The 1,193-nt window shown below is 51.3% G+C and carries 1 protein-coding gene; it reads left to right on the top strand.

What is annotated here, in order from left to right; all coding sequences use genetic code 11:
- Window positions 1-1,055, top strand: a 1,055-nt coding sequence (locus BBG47_RS28090) for a hypothetical protein (RefSeq protein WP_368072471.1), incomplete at its 5' end; no start/stop codon positions are given.
- Between the last annotated feature and the right edge of the window lie 138 nt (window positions 1,056-1,193).

The raw sequence follows: 1,193 nt of genomic DNA, 5'->3' as shown, positions 1-1,193 counted from the left end.
AAGAACAAGAACAAGAACAAGAACAAGAACGGGCACAGGCACAGATGCAAGTGAAAGAAAGACAGCGCTATGAACAAGGCTTTCTCGATTGTCGGAATGTTCAAGTATCGATTGCGCTTCAGGAGTGGGGAGTTCCTGTTGAGCTGTTGTATTACAATGCGTGGGAGAGCACGCGCTCGGTTTATGAGCACTTATATGTAAATAAGAAGCTTCCATGGCTGTATGAATCCCCGTGCCTAGTTCCGTCTGAACTGGGGCTAATCGGAGTCGCCTATGATGAAATGCAGTATGCGACATATGAAGATGCTGATACCATTTTGCAAGACGTCGATTATTCAGAACAAGCGGCCTTTCTCTGGATCGTATGCGGTGAGTCGCCATATGTGAAGCCAGGATTCTACGGGCATCCAGAATCGGTGCATTCGGTGTGGGTTCAGGGCCTATCCAGCACATCTAGCCTAGTCTCTGAGCTGGCCGACTACACTGCCGGGGCAGGTTACTGGGTGCGTGATACTTATCCCGAATTCGAAGGATTCGTGTCTGAGACTGATTTCCGTCGAATGGTAGATAGTCCGTATGTACATCTAGAAGATAGACAGGTGTTCCTTGTACGTCGGCCCGAGCGGAATGGCTCAGCGGATAAGGGGCAGATTATGGAGCGTTTCCTAGAGCGGCAGCGAGGGCTTCATGACGATGCAACGTTCTATGACATGATCTGCCGGACGGTGAATCAGCCGGAGCCGGAATTCTTCCCGGAATGGACGGAGCTGTACGACTGTCATTCTCACGCGTTCAAATTTCTAGCAGGTTCCCGTTATGCTTACTCCTGCTTCGCAGAGACCTTGGTGTCAAGTGAACATCCTTGGGTACAGCTGCTGCGAGACATTGCCCGCAGGGCGGATAAGTTGAAGAACGTGTTCTTAATGGCTGCTCAAAGCGGCCGTGTGGATGGCCAGGTCGTTCATCGGATGTGCACGGAATTGTACAGACTCGAGCAAGAGTGGCTCGCAAGCGGTCATGTAGAGCTTGGACGAGAGGCCCAGCTTCGGAGATAGAACAGAATATCCGCTTATGAATGCAGGATGACGGAGGGGCAATCCAAGCAGTTGAGTCCAAGTCCCAGACGACCAATAAGCATGCAAAAGGGGCAGCAAATGCTGCCCCTCAGGCTGTCGAGAAAGTCTCGACAGCTA

Source organism: Paenibacillus sp. KS1 (genome assembly GCF_001680695.1).
GTDB classification, from domain to species: Bacteria; Bacillota; Bacilli; order Paenibacillales; family Paenibacillaceae; genus Paenibacillus_B; species Paenibacillus_B suaedae.
The sequence above is the reverse complement of the archived record's forward strand: the minus strand, read 5'-3'. Positions and strand labels throughout refer to the sequence as shown.